Annotated in this window: 13 protein-coding genes and 1 pseudogene; 3 read left to right on the top strand and 11 right to left on the bottom strand. The window is 65.9% G+C overall.

Translation table 11 applies throughout. The features are described 5' to 3' along the window. The 3 genes and pseudogenes from Q1A71_RS13660 to Q1A71_RS13650 form a co-directional block, all read right to left on the bottom strand. Nucleotides 1–393: pseudogene (locus Q1A71_RS13660) on the bottom strand (signal recognition particle-docking protein FtsY); the annotation flags it as partial. Nucleotides 394–434: 41 nt separating this feature from the next. Beyond that, the gene (locus Q1A71_RS13655; protein WP_299676999.1) at nt 435–1,244 is read right to left on the bottom strand and encodes a hypothetical protein; all 810 of its coding nucleotides are present in this window, start codon (nt 1,242–1,244) and stop codon (nt 435–437) included. A gap of 84 nt (nt 1,245–1,328) precedes the next feature. Next, nucleotides 1,329–3,026 (bottom strand): NAD(P)H-dependent oxidoreductase subunit E, encoded by a 1,698-nt coding sequence (locus Q1A71_RS13650; protein WP_299676996.1) that lies wholly within the window; start codon nt 3,024–3,026, stop codon nt 1,329–1,331. A gap of 218 nt (nt 3,027–3,244) precedes the next feature. Between Q1A71_RS13650 and Q1A71_RS13645 the strand changes: the two genes are divergently transcribed. Beyond that, nucleotides 3,245–4,333 carry an alkane 1-monooxygenase gene (locus tag Q1A71_RS13645; RefSeq protein ID WP_299676993.1) on the top strand — a complete coding sequence of 363 codons (1,089 nt, stop codon included), beginning with the start codon at nt 3,245–3,247 and terminating at the stop codon, nt 4,331–4,333. A gap of 4 nt (nt 4,334–4,337) precedes the next feature. Beyond that, nucleotides 4,338–4,751 (top strand): hypothetical protein, encoded by a 414-nt coding sequence (locus Q1A71_RS13640; protein ID WP_299676990.1) that lies wholly within the window; start codon nt 4,338–4,340, stop codon nt 4,749–4,751. 233 nt (nt 4,752–4,984) lie between these two features. On the opposite strand, the gene xseA is transcribed toward Q1A71_RS13640, so the two are convergent. After that, nucleotides 4,985–6,526 (bottom strand): exodeoxyribonuclease VII large subunit, encoded by a 1,542-nt coding sequence (xseA, locus tag Q1A71_RS13635; protein ID WP_299676987.1) that lies wholly within the window; start codon nt 6,524–6,526, stop codon nt 4,985–4,987. An 81-nt stretch (nt 6,527–6,607) separates the two neighbouring features. Between xseA and purD the strand changes: the two genes are divergently transcribed. Continuing rightward, nucleotides 6,608–7,879, top strand: a complete 1,272-nt coding sequence (gene purD / locus Q1A71_RS13630; RefSeq protein ID WP_299676984.1) for a phosphoribosylamine--glycine ligase — start codon at nt 6,608–6,610, stop codon at nt 7,877–7,879. A 138-nt stretch (nt 7,880–8,017) separates the two neighbouring features. Here purD and Q1A71_RS13625 read toward each other — a convergent pair whose 3' ends face one another. From Q1A71_RS13625 to Q1A71_RS13595, 7 genes are all read right to left on the bottom strand, one after another. Further along, nucleotides 8,018–8,764: a VCBS repeat-containing protein gene (locus Q1A71_RS13625; protein WP_299676981.1), complete on the bottom strand. Its 747-nt coding sequence runs from the start codon at nt 8,762–8,764 to the stop codon at nt 8,018–8,020. Further along, nucleotides 8,764–9,087, bottom strand: a complete 324-nt coding sequence (locus Q1A71_RS13620) for a 2Fe-2S iron-sulfur cluster-binding protein (RefSeq protein ID WP_299677058.1) — start codon at nt 9,085–9,087, stop codon at nt 8,764–8,766. Before Q1A71_RS13620 ends, Q1A71_RS13625 begins: the two co-directional genes overlap by 1 nt. 222 nt (nt 9,088–9,309) lie before the next feature. Beyond that, nucleotides 9,310–10,788, bottom strand: a complete 1,479-nt coding sequence (locus Q1A71_RS13615; protein ID WP_299676978.1) for a DegQ family serine endoprotease — start codon at nt 10,786–10,788, stop codon at nt 9,310–9,312. A 189-nt stretch (nt 10,789–10,977) separates the two neighbouring features. Beyond that, nucleotides 10,978–11,181 (bottom strand): DUF2065 domain-containing protein, encoded by a 204-nt coding sequence (locus Q1A71_RS13610; protein WP_299676975.1) that lies wholly within the window; start codon nt 11,179–11,181, stop codon nt 10,978–10,980. Continuing rightward, complete coding sequence (locus Q1A71_RS13605; protein WP_299676973.1) at nt 11,178–12,077, bottom strand: protease modulator HflC; 900 nt, start codon at nt 12,075–12,077, stop codon at nt 11,178–11,180. Before Q1A71_RS13605 ends, Q1A71_RS13610 begins: the two co-directional genes overlap by 4 nt. Beyond that, on the bottom strand, nt 12,077–13,237 hold the full coding sequence (gene hflK, locus Q1A71_RS13600; RefSeq protein WP_299676970.1) for an FtsH protease activity modulator HflK: 1,161 nt from the start codon (nt 13,235–13,237) through the stop codon (nt 12,077–12,079). Before hflK ends, Q1A71_RS13605 begins: the two co-directional genes overlap by 1 nt. Before the next feature lie 76 nt (nt 13,238–13,313). Then, nucleotides 13,314–14,777, bottom strand: a complete 1,464-nt coding sequence (locus tag Q1A71_RS13595) for an FAD-dependent oxidoreductase (protein ID WP_299676967.1) — start codon at nt 14,775–14,777, stop codon at nt 13,314–13,316. Between the last annotated feature and the right edge of the window lie 75 nt (nt 14,778–14,852).

Genomic DNA, 14,852 nt, shown 5'->3' with positions numbered 1-14,852 from the left:
GGGTTCGGGTTCGGGTTCGGGTTCGGGTTCGGGTTCGGGTTCGGGTTCGGGTTCGGGTTCGGGTTCGGGTTCGGGTTGAACAAGCTCCGGACCGGGCTCCGGGTCAAGCGGTAAGTCAACCTCGCTGCGCTGCTCGGGCTCCACCGTTTCGAGCACAACCTCCACAGCCTCCGCGGGATGCTCCATGACCTCATCGACAGGAGGTGTCGCGCTCTCTTGCACCATCTGCGCGGCCGGCTGGGGCGGCGCTTCCGCGAGCGGCGGCGGCGCGGCCTGAGGCTCGGGCGTGACCACCTCTTCCACGCCGCCATCCTCGACAATCGCCTCAAGCCCCTCGTCGATCTTGGACGAGGATTTGAACAACCGGTTTTTGAGCTTCTTAAAAAACGCCATCTGATCCGATTCCTATGTGCTTCCGGCGACCCTTGAACGCTCTATGCATATCTTTGCAGCGCATCGTGCCACAGGCTGCCCGGGGCGGGGGTCTGCGCAGCCTCGGTTTTCTTGTGGATATGTAGCCCGAGATGCGCGGGATCACTGTAGAAAAACGCCCAAGGCACCTCGTTGAAAACATCCTCGTTTTGGGCATCCGACCAGTGATAAAACGTATGTTGCGGCTGCGCGTCGTTAAAGACGTTGTGGCGGCGCGCCAACCGGCGGAACGCCTCGTTGCCATACATCGTAATGCCCAGATCCGACGGTGAAAAAGCGGTGCGGGTCAGATGGTACACCATCGGCCGCAAAACGCGGCGCTTGAACTCCAGCCAGTCCGGAGTGAGGTCATTCTGCGTGATCAACCGCTCGTATTCACCGATAATGGGGCTATCGGGGGGCAGATAAAAAACAGAGGCGCCGATCCCCCCATTGGCCTCCCGAACGAAGTAGACGTGGTCGGGGTCAACCTCGATCGGTTTGAACATCAGGACATCCGTATCCAGCCAAAGACCGCCGCCGGACTTCTGCAGGAAGACACGAAAGAAATCGCTGAACTGCACTGTGGGCAGCCAGGAGACCTGGTGCTTCTTTGCGACGGGCAGAAGCCGCGCAACCAGGGACCGGTCCAGCACCTCATCGCCATCGCGGAGCGTGACACCTGCGGGGACATTCGGCACATCTCCATAGGTATACAGCGTCACCGGCATGCCAGTGGCCACCATCGACGACAGACATATCCTGTCCACCAGCCGCAATGGGCCATCGAACCACATGCTGGCGAGTTCGGTCTTCTTTGCCTTCGGCGTCACCGCAACCTCTGAGTCATCAAACCGCGCGATCTCTATCAGGCCGTGCGAATGATGAAAACAGGTCTGGCGCAGGGAATATCAGGGTCAGATCTCGTCAGGGAAATGCTTCATGGTCAGGCGAATGGGGTTCGGCGCCGCCTGCCCCAACCCGCAGATCGAGGCATCGACCATCGCGGTGCTGAGTTCCTCCAGAAGCCCCCGATCCCAGCGGTCGGCCTGCATCAGCTTCACCGCCTTTTCACAGCCCACACGGCAGGGCGTGCATTGCCCGCAGCTTTCATCCTCGAAGAACCGCAGCATGTTGAGGGCTGCGGCCTTGGCCGAATCCTGCTCCGACAGCACAACCACAGCCGCCGAGCCGATGAAACTGCCCAGGGGCTGCAGCGTGTCGAAGTCGAGCGGCACGTCATTGATAGAGGCCGGCAAGAGCCCCGAGGACGGCCCACCCGGCTGATAAGCCTTGAAGATGTGCCCCTCGGCCATCCCGCCCGCCGCGTCGATGATGTCCAGGATCGTGGAGCCCGCAGGAAGCAGATAGACACCCGGTTGCGCCACCCGACCCGAAACCGAATAGCTGCGCAGCCCTTTGCGCCCGTTCTTCTCGGTGCCCGAGAGCACCTCCGGCCCCTCGCGGCAGACGCGCGCCACCCAGTGCAGCGTTTCCACGTTGTGCACCAGCGTTGGGCGCCCGAAGACGCCGACCTGCGCGACAAAGGGAGGGCGGTGGCGCGGCATCCCGCGCTTGCCTTCGATGCTCTCGATCATCGCGCTTTCTTCGCCGCAGATGTAGGCCCCAGCGCCGCGCCGCAGGTCGATATAGCCGGGCTCGACGATCCCGGCCTCTTCCAGCGCGGCGATCTCTCGCGCCAGGATCTCCAGCACCGCAGGGTATTCATCGCGCATGTAGATGAAGGCCGTCTCCGCTTCGACCGCCCAGGCGGCGATCAGCATGCCTTCGAGAAAGAGATGCGGCACCCGTTCGAGGTAATAGCGGTCCTTGAAGGTGCCCGGCTCGCCCTCATCGCCATTCACGGCGAGATAGCGCGGGCCTTCATTGGCACGGACGAAACCCCATTTCTTGCCCGACGGGAAGCCCGCGCCACCCAAACCCCGCAGACCGGAGGCAAGCACACTGTCCTGCACAGCCTCCCAGTCACCGCTTGCGCGCAGGTCTTTCAGCGTGGCGTAGCCGCCCTCCGCCACATAGGCGGCAAAATCCTGGTAGTCGGGGATATGCGCATGGGTATTGCCTGCGGCAATCGCGGCCTCAACCTTCTCGGGTGTGGCATGGTCGATATGGGCGTGGCCAAGCTCCAGCACCGGCGCCGTGTCACAGCGGCCCATGCAGGGCGCGCGCAGCACGCGGACCTCGGCAGGGTCGAGGCCCTCTTCCAGCGCCGTTTTCAACTGCTGCGCCCCCGCCAATTCGCAGGACAGGGAATCGCACACCCGGATGGTCAGCGCGGGCGGCGGCGTCTCACCTTCCTTGACCACGTCGAAATGCGCATAGAAGGTCGCAACCTCATAGACTTCCGCCATCGACATCCGCATTTCTTCGGCCAGTGCGCGCAGATGCGCAGCCGAGAGATAACCATAGGCATCCTGGATCTTGTGCAGATGCTCGATCAGCAAATCCGCCCGCCGCGGCGCATCGCCGAGCAGCGCGCGCACCTCACCCCAGGCATCATCCTGCAGCTGGCGGCCCTTGGTATGCCGGCGGCCCTTGCCCTTGCCGGACTTCCAAACACCCTTGCTCCGGGATTTGCCTGTGTCCAATGCCATTGTGTGTCGTCTCCGTCCCCGGGCACGGCCGGGCCGTGGTAAGATGCGTCGAATTTCGGGGGACCATATCAGCCCGCCCCGGCCCAAGATACCGCCAAACGCCAGCGCCGCGTCGACCAGAAACGACACTCTGTGTCTGATCAGAAACTTCCGCCATTAACTGACACGCGGCTCAGCGCTTGGAGCCGTGGCGCGATCACGGTAAACAGATCGCTAGTATGACCCTGCGCCCGTCTTCTCTCGCTTTTGCCGCTGCAAGCCTTGGTCCGGCGGGTCTGCTGCTGCTCGGCGCGGTGATCGGCGGCGCCTGGCCCTTTGCCGCGCTCCTGGGCATCACCGCACTGGCTTTGCTCCTCGACACATCCCGCCTGGGCCTGCACGCCGGAGAGGACCAGCGCGACTGGCTGCCGGTGACCATCGGCATCCTGCATTTCATCCTCCTCGCCGCCGGGCTCTGGGCGGTCGGCGCGGGAACCCATCTCGACCTGCCGCAGAAGCTCGCCCTCGCGGTCGCTCTGGGGCTCTACCTCGGGCAGGTCTCCAACGCCTGCGCGCATGAGCTCATCCACCGCGGCAATCGCAGGCTGCGCGCCCTCGGCACCGCGATCTTTTGCTCCCTGCTGAACGGCCAGCACGTCTCCGCGCACCTGCTCGTGCACCACGTGCACGCCGGCACCGCCCGCGATCCGAATTCGGCACCGCTTGGACAGGGGTTCTGGCGATTTTTCGGTCGGGTCTTCGTGGGTGAGTTCCTGGCCGGGTGGCGCGCAGAGACCCGGCGGCACCAAACCCGACCGCTCTGGCGGCATCCCTATGCGCTCTATCTCGCGGCAGGGGCAGTCACTCTGATCGTGGCCTTCGCCCTGGGGGGCTGGCGCGGGCTTGTCCTGATGCTGGGGCTGGCGCTGCATGCACATCTGCAACTGATGCTGTCGGACTATCTGCAGCACTACGGGTTGCGGCGCCGGGTTGATCCGCAGGGCCGCCTGGAGCCCATGGGCCCGCAGCACAGCTGGAACGCGCCACACAGCGTCTCGGCGGCCTTGATGCTGAATGCACCGTTGCATTCCGACCACCACATGCACCCCGCCCGGCCCTTCTGCACGCTGCGGTTCGATCCCGACAGCATGCCCACCCTGCCCCGCTCGGTGCCGGTGATGGGCGCGCTCGCCCTGATCCCGCCGCTGTGGCGCCGCATCATGGACCCCCGCGCCAGGGCCTATGCCGCCGCCCCGCCGTCTCACGGCACCATCGTGCCGACATCCGAGCCCCAGACTGGCTCTCAACCCTTCGTTCTGTCAGAGTAAAACCATGGTTTCTGTTTCCAAACTCCTTTGCACCGCCTTTGCCCTCCTGGGTCTGATCGCGCTGCCCGCCCTTGCGCAACCGCCCATGAGCGCTCAGGAATTCGACGACTACACCCGCGGCAAAACCCTGTTCTACGGCGAGAATGGCGTGGCCTACGGCGCCGAGGAATATCTCGACAATCGCCGCGTGATCTGGTCCTTCCTCGACGGCGAATGCAAGTCGGGCACCTGGTACGAACAGGCGGATCAGATCTGCTTTGTCTATGAAGACAACCCCGACCCGCAGTGCTGGACCTTTCACAAGGAAGAGGGGCGCCTGATCGCGCGTTTCCAGAACGCACCCGGCGCGACGGAGCTTTATGAAGCAGGAGATCTCAATGAGGAGATGATCTGCCTCGGCCCCGACGTGGGCGTCTGATGGCAGCACGGTCTGCGTTGGTCCAGCATCGGGTGAGACGCGTCAGGGCAGAAGGCCGCATCGCCTCGCTTTGGCACGCGGGTCGGGACAGACCACAGACCCGGTCGCGCAGAGTTTGACGGCGGGCAAAGCGCCCTTCCCCCCCATCGAAGGGGGGCGGACGCTGCCCGGCGGTTCCCGCCGGGGGCCCGCTCCAACCGTACGGGTCAACGAGTCCTCCCGGGGCGCTCGTGTCAGAAGAGCGAGCCTTGCTCGGGCGGTTTGCCGGCAGCCTTGCGCGGGGCCGGTTTTCCCCCCACCGTCACCCGCCCGTCGGCGAATTGGATCTCCAGCGATCCTGCCGCCTTGGCCGTCGCGCTGTCGGTGACAACGGCGCCCGCGCTGCGCACAACCGCAAACCCGCGCTCCAGTGTCGCCTCATAGCCCAGCGTGCAGCGCAACCGCTCAGCCGCATCCAGCCGCGCGCGCCAGGCCACGATATTGCGCTGGCCCGCGTCCGACAGCCGTTGCGACATCTGCGCAAGCTCCCGCGCCTTGCGGTCGCGCTCCTGCTGCAGGGCGGCAGGACGAAACCGCCGCGCCGTCGCCGTCAGTTGCTCCCTGTTGCGGGCAATCGCGCGGCGCAACGCGGGTGCCAGACGCGCCGACGTCTCCGCCAACCGTCGCGCCTCCGTCCCGAGCCCGCGGCGCAGGGTCGCCGGGCGCAGCGATCCGCTGAGTTCGGCCAGCCGCACCTTGCGCCGCTGCACCCCGGCGATCAACGCCGGGCCGAGGCGGGCCGAGACCAGGTCCAACCGCTGGCGCGGGGCCTCCAACAGGCTCTCCGCCCGGGGCAGAGCACGCGCCATGTCACGCAAACGCTGATCGCGACGGGCCAGCCCCTGGCTCAGCGCCTGGCGCATGCGCGCGTCCTGCCCGTCGAGCCAGGCCATCAACTCGTGGCGCACCGGCACCGCCAGCTCCGCCGCTGCCGTGGGCGTTGGCGCACGCTTGTCCGAGACATAATCGATCAGCGTGGTATCGGTCTCATGCCCCACCGCCGAGATCAGCGGAATCTCCGAGGCTGCCGCTGCGCGCGCCACCGATTCCTCGTTGAACCCCCAAAGATCTTCGACCGAGCCGCCGCCCCGCGCGACGATCAGCAGATCGGGCCGCGGCAGCGCACCGCCGGGGGTGAACGCATTGAACCCGTCGATGGCCCGCGTCACCTCGGGCGCGCATTTCTCGCCCTGCACGGCCACCGGCCAGATCAGCACCTTGCGCGGAAACCGGTCCCGCAAGCGGTGCAGAATATCGCGGATCACCGCCCCCGAGGGCGAGGTCACCACCCCGATGATCTCGGGCAGATAGGGCAGCGGCCGCTTGCGCGCGGGGTCAAACAGCCCCTCCGCCTCCAGCATCTTCTTGCGCTTTTCCAGAAGCGCCATCAACGCGCCCATGCCCGCCGGTTTGATGTCGTCGATGACGATCTGATACTTCGACTGCCCGCCGAATGTGGTCACCCGGCCCGTGGCCACCACCTCCATCCCCTCCTCGGGCGGCGTCTGCAGCCGGGCGGACACCCCTTTCCAGATCACACCGGAAATCACCGCGCGGTCGTCCTTGAGATCGAGGTAGACATGCCCCGACCGCGGCCGCGACACCCGCCCCACCTCGCCCTTGATCCGCACATGGCCGAACTCACCCTCGATCACCCGTTTGATCGCGCCGGAAATCTCCGTCACGGTGAATTCGGGGCTGTTGAGCCCCTCCTCTGGCGCGTCGATCAGGTCCATGGGGCCTCTGCTGTTGTCAGGCGGGTTTGCGCAGCATAGAACGCGCGCAATCCAAGGCCAAGCAGATCAGGAGCGCGCGCCATGAACATTCTCATCCTTGGCAGCGGCGGGCGCGAGCACAGCCTCGCCTGGGCGGTGATGCAGAACCCCAAATGCGATCGCCTGATCGTGGCCCCCGGCAACGCAGGCATCGCCGAGATCGCGGACTGTGCCGCGCTCGACATCGAAGACGGCAGCGCCGTGGTCACCTTTGCCGAGGAAATGGCGGTGGATTTCGTGATCGTCGGGCCGGAAGCGCCACTGGCCGCCGGCGTCTCCGACCGGCTCCGCGCCGCGGGCGTGCCGGTGTTCGGTCCCAGCGGGGCGGCTGCGCGGCTGGAAGCCTCCAAGGCCTTCACCAAGCAGATCTGCGATGCGGCAGGCGCCCCCACCGCCGCCTACGGGCATTTCACCGATGCCGCCGCCGCCAAAGCCTATGTACAAGAGCAGGGCGCCCCCATCGTGATCAAGGCCGACGGGCTGGCCGCGGGCAAGGGTGTGATCATCGCTGAGACGGAGGCGGACGCGCTGGCGGCCATTGACGATATGTTCGGCGGTGCCTTCGGCGCGGCGGGCGCCGAAGTGGTCATCGAGGAATTCATGCAGGGCGAGGAAGCCTCCTTCTTCGTGCTCTGTGACGGCGAGACCGTGCTGCCCATCGGCACAGCACAGGATCACAAGCGCGTCGGCGAGGGCGACACGGGGCCGAACACCGGCGGCATGGGCGCCTATTCGCCCGCACCCGTCATGACCGAGGCGGTGACCCGTGCCGCGCTCGACCGGATCGTGCGCCCCACCATGGCCGAACTGGTCCGCCAGGGCACGCCCTATCAGGGGGTGCTCTTCGTCGGCCTGATGATCGCGGAGGGCCAGCCGCGTCTGGTGGAATACAACGTCCGCTTCGGCGATCCGGAATGCCAGGTGCTGATGCTCCGCCTCGGCGCGCAGGTGCTGGACCTCATGCAGGCCTGCGCCGAAGGCCGTCTGGCCGAGGCGCAGGTCAACTGGGCCGCGGACCACGCCCTCACCGTCGTTCTGGCGAGCCAGGGATATCCGGGCGCCTACGATAAGGGCTCCGTCATCCGCGGCCTGGACGCTGTGCCCGAGGACAGCCGCCACATGGTCTTCCACGCCGGCACCGGCCGCCACGCCGGTGAGTTCATCGCCACCGGCGGGCGCGTCCTCGCCGTGACCGCCCGCGCCGACAGCCTGCAGGCCGCCCGCGATGCGGCCTATGGGATGATCGACAGGATCGACTGGCCCGAGGGCTTCCATCGCCGCGACATCGGCTGGCGCGCGCTCGGATCCGGCTAGGGAACCGGCTCAGGGGATGCAGACCTCGCCACTGCGTCTCGCGCGTCGTGACCGAAGGAACTGTGACGCGCCCCTTCCCACGGCCCTCACAATGAAGGTCACGGGGGCAGGCGACATCCCACGCGCCGAGCGCGCGCCTCAGATCTCGCAGGCCATCGCGCGGGCAAAGGCCGCGCGGCTCGTGTCAGGCCCCAGGCTCTCGACCTCGACGCCCGACGCCCCAAGCCGCACCGCGACGAGCTCCGACCAGTTGCCCCGGGCCAGGATCATCTCCGGCACCCCGCCACAGCTGCGAATGCCGCCCGCGATATCGGTCTCACCGATGCGGTGGTTGGTCACCCGGTCCAGCACCGCGACGGGCCGCAGCGCACGATCCTCATACCGCCAGATCCGCAGCGCCTTCGCCAGATGCGGTCGGTCCACATAGGCCACTTCCATGGCCCCGTCCCCATCGAGATCCGCCGCGCCAAGAGGCGCCAGCCAGCGAAACCGCGTGCCGATGAAGGGGGTTGCGGTGATCCGGCCCTCGGTGCCGTAGATCGCAAGCCGCGCGCCCGCGCTCTGGCTGCTCTCCACCACGATGACCTCCGGCGCGCCGTCCCCGTCGAGGTCCACGACCCGCGGCGCCGTGTCCTCAAACACCAGATCCTCCGGCAGCTCGAACCGCTGTTCTTCCCCGGCGTCCACGGTCAGAACCAGCGTCGTGTACTCGATGGCGTCGCCCAGCACCCCATGGGCATAGCGATCCGTCGGCCCGGCATAGGCGGCCTCCGCAATCTCGGCGTTCGCCGCAGCGCCCCCGTGCCACAGGCACAGCGCCAGCAGCGCGCGGCGGGCGCATCGGCGCCACAGGCGCGCCACCCGACGCCGCGCCCCGGCAGCCATCAGATCTGTTTCTCCGGCATCTGCACCACCAGCCCGTCCAGCGCATCGGTCACCTTGAGCTGGCAGGTCAGGCGCGAGCGGGCGGGATCGGGCTCATAGGCGAAGTCGAGCATATCTTCCTCCATGTCCTCCTTCGCCGGCAGCTTGTCCGTCCAGGCGGGGTCCACATAGACATGACAGGTCGAACAGGCGCAGGCCCCGCCGCAATCCGCCTCGATCCCGGGAATATTGTTGTCCCGCGCACCTTCCATGACGGTCAGGCCATTGGCGACCTCCACCACATGTTCCTTGCCGCCGTGTTCGATGTAGGTGATCTTGGCCACGTCCGTCATTCCCTTCCTGGTCTGTTTGAGCCTGTCTATCCGGGCGATATAGGACGCACCAGCCTCTTTTGCGAGCCCGAAGAGCGCGACAGACCGGCCATGAGACCGACCCCCCTTCCGGGATCCCCTCCGGGGAGCCCGGACAGCCGCCCATACCCCCCCGCAAAAGAAAAGAGCGCCCGTGCTAGGCGCTCTTCCTTTTCCAAAGTCGATGTGTCCAGGCTAGCCGTCCGACAGCGACAGGGCCACGAACCGCGGGTCGCCCGCACGGCGCACCAGCAGCAGCAGGGATTTACGCCCCGCCTCCTTCGCCGCTTCGATCCGCTCTTCCAGCTCCGAGATGCTGGTCACGCGCTGCTGACCGGCCTCGGTGATGATGTCGCCCGCCCGCAGCCCCTTCTCGAAGGCTTCGGTGGCCTCATCCACCGCCGTCACGGCCAGACCCTGCGTCTTGTCATCCACGCCAAGCTGCTCGCGAAGCTCATCGGTCAGCGTCGCAAGGCTCAGCCCGAGCACGTCCTTGGTGGTCGGCTCATCGCTCTCTTCAGGTCCCGCGGCCACGGCAGGCACGGCCCCCTCGGCCTCTTCCCGGCGGCCCAGCGTGACCCGCAGCGTCTGCGTGGCCCCCTCGCGCAGCACGGTCACGCGCACGGTCTCGCCCACCGGGCTGTTGCCCACTTCACGGACCAGCCCGCGCGTATCCTCGACATTCTTGCCCGCAAAGCTGATGATCACGTCACCGGCTTCCATGCCCGCCTCGCGGGCGGGGCCTTCGGGCACATCGGTGACCAGCGCGCCGGCTGTCGTCTCCAGACCCATCGACTCGGCCAGATCATCGGTCAGATCCTGGATCCGCACACCAAGCCAGCCGCGGCGGGTCTCGCCGAACTCCTTGAGCTGGTCCACGACCCGTGTGACCACATTGGAGGCCATCGAAAAGCCGATGCCGATCGAGCCGCCATTGGGCGACAGGATCGCCGTATTCACGCCGATCACCTCGCCATCCATGTTGAAGAGCGGCCCGCCGGAGTTGCCGCGGTTGATGGCCGCATCGGTCTGGATGTAGTCGTCATAGGTGCCGCTCAGCGCCCTGTTGCGCGCCGAGACGATGCCCGCACTCACCGAAAACCCCTGCCCAAGCGGGTTGCCCATGGCCACGACCCAATCGCCCACGCGGGCCAGATCGCTGTCTGCAAAGGCCACGAAGGGCAGCGGGCCATCGGCCTCCACCTTCAGCAGCGCGATATCGGTGTTGGGGTCGGTGCCGATCACCTCCGCCTTCAGCTCGTCGCCGTTGAAAAACTCCACCAGAATCTCGTCGGCTCCGTCAATCACATGGTTGTTCGTCACCACATAGCCATCCTCCGAGATCACGAAGCCCGAGCCCAGAGCCGAGGAACGGCGCGGGCGATTGCCATCGCCGTTGTTGCGGTCCTGGAATTCGCGGAAGAAGTCCTCGAAGGGCGATCCCTCGGGGACAATGCCCTGCGGACCGGTCCGGCCGGCGACAACCGTCGAGGTGGTGATATTCACCACCGAGGGGCTGATCTTTTCGGCCAGCGGCGCGAGGCTCTGCTGCTGCGCCCAGGCGCTCGGCGGTTGAACCAGCATGAACGCCAGTGTCAGAACCGCCAAGAGCAACAGGCGCATCTGTAGGGGGATGAGGCTGATGTTGGACATGGATACGGCCTTGGACTGCATGCGTCGTCTCCTGAAAATCTCGATCTCCGACCGTCCGGTCGTGGTGTGCTCTTTGTCTGCGTGAATGATCACTAACCTGCATTTAGGGTGACCGCCGCGCAACATCAAAGATGTATCAGAGTGTCACAGTTTCAATACTCCGTGACCGGTGCGTGAACGCAGAGGCGGCACAAAGCACCGCTTTGCCGCCTATCCCAGCCCCGCCCCGAGCTGCACGGCGAACCAGACGAGGATAAATCCGCTGACCACGATCAGCAGCCCCAGCTGCCGCACCGCGCTCTCCGGCAAGGCCCGCAAAGCCTCCAGCATCCGCTCGATAAGCGAAGGGGCCAGCGCATAGGCCAGCCCCTCCACAATCATGACAAGCCCGAGGGCAAGCAGCAGCGTGCTCACCGCAGCTCACCTTCTTCCGACCGCAGACCCTGATCCGAGCGCAGGTAGTTGAAGAACTCCGAATCAGGCGACAGCACCATGGTGGAGTTGGTGCCACGCAGGGCGCGCTCATAGGCCGTCAGCGAGCGGTAGAATTCGAAGAATTCCGGGTCCGCGCCAAAGGCTTCGGCAAAGATCGCGTTGCGCTCCGCATCGGCCTGACCGCGGATGATCTCGGCCTCGCGTGAGGCATCCGAGGTCAGTTCGACCACGGTCCGGTCCGCCAGGGCCCGCACCCGCTGTGCGGCTTCCTCACCACGGGCGATCTCGTCCGCCGCCTCGCGCTCCCGTTCCGCACGCATCCGCGCGAAAGTAGCATCGAGGTTCTGCTCCGGCAGGTTGGTCTGCTTCAAGCGCACATCGACAACCTCGAGGCCCAGCGGCATGGCGCGCAACCGCGCCTGCTCGGTGATCCGCGCCATCAGCTGCGCCCGATCCGCCGACAGGATGGTGTTCGACGTCACCCCGTCCGAACCAAGCACCGCCCGGATGGTCGGGTTCAGAATACCCTCCAACCGGTCTTCAGCGGCGCGCAGGCCACCGACACCCACAGCCTGCCTGAACCGCGTGACATCCGAAATCCGATAGCGCGCAAAGGCATCGACGACGAGGCGCCGGTCATCCGAAGGCGTGACCTCGGTGACTTCGGTATCCAGCGACAGGATCCGGTCGTCATAGCGGACCACATCCTGGATCAATGGGATCTTGAAGGCGAGCCCGGGGTCTTCCTTGATCGATTTGATCTGGCCGAACTGCAGCACCAGCGCCTTTTCGCGTTCATCCACGATAAAGACCGAGCTCAGCAGGCCGACGATGGCAATCACCACGATGGGCAGCAAAAACTTTCCAGCACGCATCAGTTCGTCCCTCCTGCAGCAGCCGTGCCACGGCGCAGCTCATTCAGCGGCAGATAGGGCACAACGCCCTGCCCGCCGTTGCCGCCACCCAGATCATTCTCCAGAATGATCTTGTCCACATCGCCAAAGACGCGCTCCATGGTCTCCAGATAGAGACGTTTGCGGGTCACCTCCGGCGCTTTGGAATACTCCTCCAGAACGGAGACAAAGCGCGCGGCCTCACCCTGCGCCTCGTTCACCTGCTGCGCCCGATAGGCTTCGGCCTGCTCCAGCAGACTGGCGGCCTCACCGCGCGCACCCGCGGTCACCCGGTTGGCATAGGCATCCGCCTGACGCTCCAGCCGGTCGCGTTCCTGCTCGGCGGCCTGCACTTCGCGGAAGCTGTCGATCACCTCGCGCGGCGGGTCGGCCTTGTCGAGGTTGAGACGCACGATGTTCACGCCGCTGTCATAGGCGTCGAGCGTGCCCTGAATGAGCTGCTCCGCCTCATCGGCGATGACCTGACGGTCGCGGTTGAGGATCGGTGCCAGCTCGTTGCGGGCGATCACCTCGCGCATCGCCGATTCCGACACCGCGCGGATCGTCTCCTGCGCTTCCGCGAGGTTGAACAGGAACTTGGCCGGGTCGTTGATGTTCCAGACCACCTGGAAGTCGATGTCGATGATGTTTTCATCGGTCGTCAGCATCAGCCCGCTGTCCACACGCGCGCCGATGTCCTCGGTCTGCTCACGGGTCACCGGCAGCACCTCCGCCGTGACCAGCGGCCAGGGCGCAAAGTTCAGACCCGGGTTGCCGGTCGCGTAATACTCGCCCAGAAACAGCTCGACCGACTGTTCTTCCGGCGCCACCGTGTAGAAGCTCGCAAGCCCCCAGGCCACCACCGCGCCGACCACGACCAGCCCGACGGTCCCCCGGGTAAACGCCGGGCCCCCGCCGCCGCCCGAACCGCCGGTGCCACCACCGCCGCCCTTGCCGCCCATCAGGACACGCAGACGCTCCTGGCCCTTCTTGACCAGCTCGTCGATTTCCGGGATCTGTGGTCCCTCTCCGCCCGGTCCCCGGGGACCGCCGCCGCCTCTGCCGCCGTTCGGTCGGCGCGGCCCATCATCGTCAGAGTTTCCACCGCCGCCCCCCCAGGGGCCGCCATTATTCCCAGCCATTCAGTCTCTTTCCCTCCTAAATCGCGTATCTCTGCGATTGAAAATCATGCCATAGGTACGCGCGGTTGCGCGAAATTCAAGCCGTGCGCATGGGTGTCCGCATCGTCACGATCTCTTCCGACATCGTGGGATGCACCGCGACCGTGCGGTCGAAATCCTCTTTGGTCGCACCCATCTTGACCGCAACCCCCGCGAGCTGGATCATCTCGCCCGCATGCGGTGCGACGATGTGACAGCCCAAAACCTTCCGCGAGGCCTGCGACACCACCAGCTTCATCAGCACCCGGTCGGACCGCCCCGCAAAGGCGGTCTGCATCGGACGGAAGGAGGTGCAATAGACCTCCACCGCCTCCTGATCGCGGGCGTCTTCCTCGCTGAGCCCCACCGTGCCCATCTCGGGCTGGGTGAAAATCGCCGAGGGGATCAACGCGTGATCGACCGGCGTCGGGTTGCCCTTGAACACCGTCTCCACAAACGCCATGCCCTCGCGGATCGCGACGGGCGTCAGGTTCACCCGGTCGGTCACATCGCCGATGGCATAGATCGACGGTACGGCGGTCTGGCTGTACTTGTCCACTTCGATCTGTCCGCGGCGGCCCAGCTTCACACCAACCTCTTCGAGCCCCATGTCCGCCGTATTCGGGTCGCGCCCCGTTGCGAACAGGACCATATCGAAGACCCGCTCGCCGCCATTGGTCGATTTGACCCAGATCGGGCCGCGCGCCGCCTCGGCCTCCTGCTGCATCTCCTGGCGCTGCTTGGCATCGGCGCCCATCGCCGCATCCGAAGCGGTGCCCGTCCAGCTCGCGGTGTGGTCGTCACTGGCGGGCGCCATCTCCACGATATTGGTGCCCACGCGCAGATCAATCCCACGCTCGCGCATCGATTCCGCCACCAGCCCGCGCGCCTCATCGTCAAAGCCACGCAGGATCTGCGCCCCGCGATAATATTGCGTCACCTCGACGCCCAGCCCGTGCATGATGCAGGCGAACTCGCAGGCGATATAGCCGCCGCCCACGATCAGCAGCGATTTGGGCAGGCTTTCAAGGTGAAAGATGTCGTCCGAAACGATCCCCAGATGCGCGTTCGGCAGGTTCGGCCGCACCGGGTGCCCGCCCGTGGCGACAAGGATGTGCTTGGCGCTCTTGGTCTCGCCCGTCGACAGCTTGACCTCATGCGGCCCGGCGACGGTGGCCCGCGCATCGAACGTATCGACCCCTGAGCCCTTCAGCAGATCGCGATAGACCTGTTCGAGCCGGTCCAACTCGGTGTTGAGGCGCGACTGGAAGGAGTGCCAGTCGAAGGGCCCCTGCTTGAGATCCCAACCATAGGAGGCCGCATCCTCGACCACGCCGGCATATTCGCTGGCAAAGACCATCAGCTTTTTCGGCACGCAGCCGCGGATCACGCAGGTCCCGCCATAGCGGTCGTCTTCGGCAAGCGCCACCTTGGCGCCGGCCTCGCCTGCGGCCACACGCGCCGCCCGCACGCCGCCCGATCCTCCGCCGATGACAAAGAGATCATAGTCAAAGTCGCTCATCGGCGTGGCCTTTCAGGGTCTTTCGGTCTTGGAGACCTCTATATAAGCAGGTGGCGCAGCTTTACCACATTCCGT

Source organism: uncultured Roseobacter sp. (assembly GCF_947493125.1).
Classification (GTDB): Bacteria; Pseudomonadota; Alphaproteobacteria; order Rhodobacterales; family Rhodobacteraceae; genus Roseobacter.
The sequence above is the reverse complement of the archived record's forward strand: the minus strand, read 5'-3'. Positions and strand labels throughout refer to the sequence as shown.

Coding starts and splice junctions, on each gene's coding strand:
- xseA (WP_299676987.1), bottom strand. CDS start 6,526: ATGGACCTGATCGACGCGCCAGAGGAGGGGCTCAACAGCCCCGAATTC.
- Q1A71_RS13615 (WP_299676978.1), bottom strand. CDS start 10,788: ATGCAGTCCAAGGCCGTATCCATGTCCAACATCAGCCTCATCCCCCTA.
- purD (WP_299676984.1), top strand. CDS start 6,608: ATGAACATTCTCATCCTTGGCAGCGGCGGGCGCGAGCACAGCCTCGCC.
- Q1A71_RS13595 (WP_299676967.1), bottom strand. CDS start 14,777: ATGAGCGACTTTGACTATGATCTCTTTGTCATCGGCGGAGGATCGGGC.
- Q1A71_RS13625 (WP_299676981.1), bottom strand. CDS start 8,764: ATGGCTGCCGGGGCGCGGCGTCGGGTGGCGCGCCTGTGGCGCCGATGC.
- Q1A71_RS13640 (WP_299676990.1), top strand. CDS start 4,338: ATGGTTTCTGTTTCCAAACTCCTTTGCACCGCCTTTGCCCTCCTGGGT.
- Q1A71_RS13605 (WP_299676973.1), bottom strand. CDS start 12,077: ATGCGTGCTGGAAAGTTTTTGCTGCCCATCGTGGTGATTGCCATCGTC.
- Q1A71_RS13645 (WP_299676993.1), top strand. CDS start 3,245: ATGACCCTGCGCCCGTCTTCTCTCGCTTTTGCCGCTGCAAGCCTTGGT.
- hflK (WP_299676970.1), bottom strand. CDS start 13,237: ATGGCTGGGAATAATGGCGGCCCCTGGGGGGGCGGCGGTGGAAACTCT.
- Q1A71_RS13650 (WP_299676996.1), bottom strand. CDS start 3,026: ATGGCATTGGACACAGGCAAATCCCGGAGCAAGGGTGTTTGGAAGTCC.